8 protein-coding genes are annotated in these 4,087 nt (G+C 36.1%); 7 read left to right on the top strand and 1 reads right to left on the bottom strand.

Annotated features, from left to right (window positions below):
* Window positions 1-346 precede the first annotated feature (346 nt).
* The gene (locus ACFIM1_RS08955; RefSeq protein WP_375607567.1) at window positions 347-673 is read right to left on the bottom strand and encodes a hypothetical protein; all 327 of its coding nucleotides are present in this window, start codon (window positions 671-673) and stop codon (window positions 347-349) included.
* 112 nt (window positions 674-785) lie between these two features.
* On the opposite strand from ACFIM1_RS08955, the gene ACFIM1_RS08950 reads away from it, so the two are divergent.
* The 7 genes from ACFIM1_RS08950 to ACFIM1_RS08920 all read left to right on the top strand — a co-directional run.
* Entirely contained in the window at window positions 786-1,109 is a 324-nt protein-coding gene (locus ACFIM1_RS08950; RefSeq protein WP_375694647.1) for a hypothetical protein, read from the top strand.
* A 10-nt stretch (window positions 1,110-1,119) separates the two neighbouring features.
* Complete coding sequence (locus ACFIM1_RS08945) at window positions 1,120-1,647, top strand: hypothetical protein (protein ID WP_375694645.1); 528 nt, start codon at window positions 1,120-1,122, stop codon at window positions 1,645-1,647.
* Window positions 1,648-1,659: 12 nt separating this feature from the next.
* Complete coding sequence (locus tag ACFIM1_RS08940; protein WP_375694643.1) at window positions 1,660-2,418, top strand: hypothetical protein; 759 nt, start codon at window positions 1,660-1,662, stop codon at window positions 2,416-2,418.
* Window positions 2,419-2,433: 15 nt separating this feature from the next.
* Complete coding sequence (locus ACFIM1_RS08935) at window positions 2,434-2,901, top strand: crossover junction endodeoxyribonuclease RuvC (protein ID WP_375694641.1); 468 nt, start codon at window positions 2,434-2,436, stop codon at window positions 2,899-2,901.
* Window positions 2,901-3,269, top strand: a complete 369-nt coding sequence (locus ACFIM1_RS08930) for a hypothetical protein (protein WP_375694640.1) — start codon at window positions 2,901-2,903, stop codon at window positions 3,267-3,269. The genes ACFIM1_RS08935 and ACFIM1_RS08930 overlap by 1 nt, the downstream gene beginning before the upstream one ends.
* Window positions 3,259-3,582, top strand: a complete 324-nt coding sequence (locus ACFIM1_RS08925; RefSeq protein WP_375608851.1) for a DUF1376 domain-containing protein — start codon at window positions 3,259-3,261, stop codon at window positions 3,580-3,582. The genes ACFIM1_RS08930 and ACFIM1_RS08925 overlap by 11 nt, the downstream gene beginning before the upstream one ends.
* On the top strand, window positions 3,572-4,087 hold a 516-nt coding region (locus ACFIM1_RS08920; RefSeq protein WP_375694639.1), incomplete at its 3' end, for a DUF1376 domain-containing protein. The genes ACFIM1_RS08925 and ACFIM1_RS08920, both read left to right, overlap by 11 nt.

Genomic DNA, 4,087 nt, shown 5'->3' with positions numbered 1-4,087 from the left:
TTTTCTTCTAAGAAAGGACCAGATTTAGCGAGATTTTGTTCTTCATTTTCGCAAATGACTAAGAGAATTTCATCAGAATTTATAAACACTGGTTTTTTCACAAATGCCTCCATACAGCCTATTGGCAAAAGTTATTTTCTAAGATATGGAGTGAACATATTTTCGATTTTAGAATAAGTCAATACAAATTTTCTAAAATAGAAAAAATTTTTTTTAGCGATAGACAAATAGTCTACACAAAAAAGTAACCTAATTTACATTTCAATGTGGAGAAAATTCTTTATGAAACAGTATAAAGAAGCTTTTAAAATATTTTCGTCATTAACAAATGAGCAAAAACGGGTGATTATTTTTCATCTTCTTCTTGCAAAGATCGTAGAAAAGAAATGACAGCTTTTCTATGTTCTGGCTTTGCGGAAGAATATAATTTAAAAAAATAATCATCACAATTATCGGGTATAAAATGAGGGGGGAGCGCTTTAAAAAATGAAGTTAATCTGACGAGTTCATCAGCAGATATGCTTCTATTTTCTTTATCATCATCAACAGAAAGCATCTTAGATACAACAGATGTATGAAGTCCCATATGTTTAGCTAGTTCAGTTCGGGACCCATGACCCATTGTTTTAAGCTTTTCATTTGCCCAAATTTTTATTTCTTTCTGAATATCCATACTTACCAGTATTCCTTTTGTTAAAAAAAATATCAACATTTCTATTTTAGAAAAAATATTGACATTTTTTCTATAATCGAATAAATGCCCATTTGATAAATAGAGAAATAATATGAATATCAAAAATTCAGCAGTTACGATTATAAAGTATTTAGGTGGTGCAAAACGTGTGTCGTTGATTTCTCAATGCCATGTATCTGCTGTTTATAAATGGACTTATCCTTTAAAAAAACTAGAGGGTAAAGGCGGCATTATACCAGCTAAATACCAAATTATGCTTTTAAATTATGCGCGAGATCATGGGATAGATTTGCGTCCAGAAGATTTTTTTTATCCCGAGCGCTTGCAGAGATTAATGCAAGAGCAACACCCCCCAATGTCGAAAATTTGCAAGAGCCGCGGTGTTGATCACACCGGCGATAGTTTGCAGCCTTAAGGAGATCAAAATGAGTTCGAATGAAATTTTATGGATAGCAGTGGTTTCAGTTTTGCTTTTAAGCGGAGTGATGTTTCGTATTGCTTTGTATTATCGCGATCAAGTTAAAGCACTTAAAGAGCAGGTTCAAGATATTAAGAAAAAAATGAAAGAGAATGAGTTTAGGTATTTAATGGAAAGCAAGCAGACAATTGATGAATGTGATGCGGATCTTGAAGAACGTGACAAGGAAATTAAAGAACTGAAGCAAGAGATTAAAGAACGTGAGGAGGAAATTGAAAAACTTAAACAAAAGATAGATGCGTACCGAGAAGATTTTAAACGGAAAAGTGAAAAGATACAGGCACTAAAAGCAGATGTGCAATCACGTGATACGGAAATTAAAGAACTTAAACAAAAGATAGAAGAACGTGACGACGAGGAAATTGAAGAACGTGACAAGGAAATTGAAGAACTGAAGCAAGAGATTAAACAGCGTGATGAAGCAGTAAAAGCGCCGCCTCATAAGAATAAGAAGAGTAAGAAGAAGGGTAAGTGAGGAGTGGATAAGATGACAGTTAAAAAGAAGTATGAATCTACTGATGAAACAATCGAAGTTAATGGAGTTACGCTTCATCGTATACGTGCTTTAAGAAATTTTAGAGATGTGTACGCAGGTGCTCTAGGTGGCTTTATTGAAAATGAAAGCAATTTAAGTCATGAGGGAGACTGTTGGGTTGGGGACGATGCAAAGGTTTATGGTAGTGCTAGGGTTTACGGTCGAGCCAAGGTTTTTGGTAATGCCAACGTTTATGATAACGCTCATGTTTATGGCAATGCCATTGTTTATTTTGATGCTAAAGTTTTTGATAATGCACATGTATACGGTACAGCAATAATTTGTGGAAATGCCCGTGTGTGTGGTGATGCATGGATTGATACAGGTTTTATTAGTGGTTGTGATTTAGTTAATAGTAGTAAAAAGAAATACGAACTTACAGACGATACAGTTGATCTCGGTCCTTTCAAGTTACACCGAATACGAGCATTGAGAAGCTTTGGAAAAGTAAAGAAAGGTGATTTAGGTGGCTGGGTAGAGAGTGAAGAGAACCTCAGTCACGAAGGTAATTGTTGGATTAGTGGTTTAGGGGCTGTTTTTGGTGGCGGCAGATTACGTGGTGATCACCTAGTTCCAAACTTTAATTACATTTCCAATACGACTTATAAATTGTCTATGTTAACACCACAACAATACATGGCATCTCTACCTTGGCACCGTAGAATATGGGAGCGACTCCGTTATTATTGGGAGTGCGGAATATGGCTTTAGAGCTTCATAAACGTGATGAATAATACAATTCTTTGTTTTGATCTAGGTACCAAAACGGGGTGGGCGATACGTGGTGCAAGTGGTGACATATTCAGTGGTACCGTGAATTTTCAATTGCGCCGTTTTGAAGGCGGTGGAATGCGTTACTTGCGTTTTAAGCAATGGCTATCAGAAATAAAGCAGACAGCAGGTCAAATTGACGCGGTGTATTTTGAAGAGGTGAGGCGTCATAAAGGTACAGATGCCGCGCATGTTTACGGCGGTTTGTTAGCAACGTTAACGGCGTGGTGTGAACAGCATCAGATACCGTATGAGGGGATACCAGTAAGTACGATTAAGAAAGCGATGACGGGGAAGGGGAATGCGTCGAAAGAAGAGATGATAGAGGCAATGTGTATTAAAGGACACAAGCCATGTGATGATAATGAAGCAGATGCTTTAGCAATTTTATATTTGGTTAAAGAGAAGGAGATCTTAGAGTGATGTCCAACAATAAAGTGGCGTTTGTAAAATTTAATACAGATCAGTTTTTAAAAGAGCTTACAAGTTTAAAAGCGACAGAGAAGGCTGTTTATACAACACTTGTGTTGCTAATGAATAATAGAAAAGCGCTTCTTATCAATTATGCGTCTTGTTTATCGGGTTGGTGTGGGTGTTCAGTGCAAACGTTTAAAAAGGCGTTAGAAACTTTAATAATGATGGGTCTTATTACGCGTTTAGAGAATAGGCGCTTATGGCATAAGTCATTAGCTTTTGATCAAAGTGTTCAAAGAAAATATTCAGAAAGAGTTTCAAAAGCAGCTTTAGCAAGGTGGAGTAAGAAAAGAGAGGAGGCAATACATGTCAACTAAGTTGCCATGGACGAGGCTGTTTGCAGACCAGTGGGCAATAGTTGTTGATTATTTGCCTGCTGTAGAGGGCAATATCTATATGCGATTACGGTTACGTATGTTGCGTACTGGTGAACCTCTTTTTTATAATATTAAAGTTTTATCTCATTACACTGGTTATTCAGTGAAGAAGTTTGAAGCGGCACTGAATGTTTTGCTTGAAGAAGGATATCTCATTCGTTTAGCAGATGGTCGCTTGTGGAGTTTACAGGTTGAAGAGGAATTAAAAGAAGCAGCTTTTATTGAAGAGCAGGAGGGTAATTATGGCAAATAAATTACCTTGGGTACGTAATTTTTATCAAGAGTGGATTATGGACTTTGCTGGCACTGATGCAGCAGAAAAAGCCACTTATAGTACACTCACTGCTTTTATGTATAGAACTTGTGAACCTCTTTATGATGATGCCTCTGTTTTAGCACGTGCTGTTGGCTGTTCAGTACAAACTTTTAAAAAATCATTAGAAAAACTCATTCGAAAAAAATTAATTATCCGCTTGGAAAATGGAAATTTATGGAGTGCACAAGTTGAAGAAGAGTTACTAAATTGCAATGAGAATTTAGAAAAATCTTCAGAAAAGGCTTCAAAAGCAGCAAAAGCTAGATGGGATAAAAACAAAGATAAAAGTAATGATGATGCACGTGCAATGCATGAGCAATGCACAAGCAATGCATACGCAATGCACGAGCAATGCTTGGAAATGCACAATAACATTAACATTAACAATAACAAAAAAAATAAAAATATTATTTTATCAAAAAGAGAAATTGATTTTGAAAAT

This window comes from Bartonella sp. AC158YNML, from assembly GCF_042196725.1.
GTDB lineage: Bacteria > Pseudomonadota > Alphaproteobacteria > Rhizobiales > Rhizobiaceae > Bartonella.
This window is presented reverse-complemented; position numbering and strand designations above follow the sequence as displayed.